Raw genomic sequence first — 282 nt, 5'->3', positions numbered from 1 at the left:
TCGGTGATGGCACCGTTGGTGGTTGAAAAGGACCCTCGCCCCCAAAACCGGCAGCCCCAGTAGCGCTTTCAGATGGCTGGAAACTCCCGTTGCACCTTGTGGAACGAACGGCCCTTCATCTTGCGCACCAGATCCGAGATTCCGCGCTTCGGCGGCACCGAGACGAACATGTGGGCGTGATCGCTCGACAGCACCCCGCGCAAGATGTCGACCTCGTTCTCGCGGCACACCTGCCGGCAGATGTCGCGCACCCGCAGCCGTAATGCCCGGGTCAGCACCTTT

The 282-nt window shown here is 62.8% G+C and carries 1 protein-coding gene; it reads right to left on the bottom strand.

Annotated elements, in window-relative coordinates; all coding sequences use genetic code 11:
* Positions 1-68 precede the first annotated feature (68 nt).
* Positions 69-282 (bottom strand): IS200/IS605 family transposase (tnpA, locus tag AB9K34_RS09305; RefSeq protein ID WP_369954145.1); only part of this gene is annotated, 214 nt, incomplete at its 5' end.

This window comes from Sedimentitalea sp. XS_ASV28 (assembly GCF_041224545.1).
GTDB lineage: Bacteria > Pseudomonadota > Alphaproteobacteria > Rhodobacterales > Rhodobacteraceae > Sedimentitalea.
This window is presented reverse-complemented; position numbering and strand designations above follow the sequence as displayed.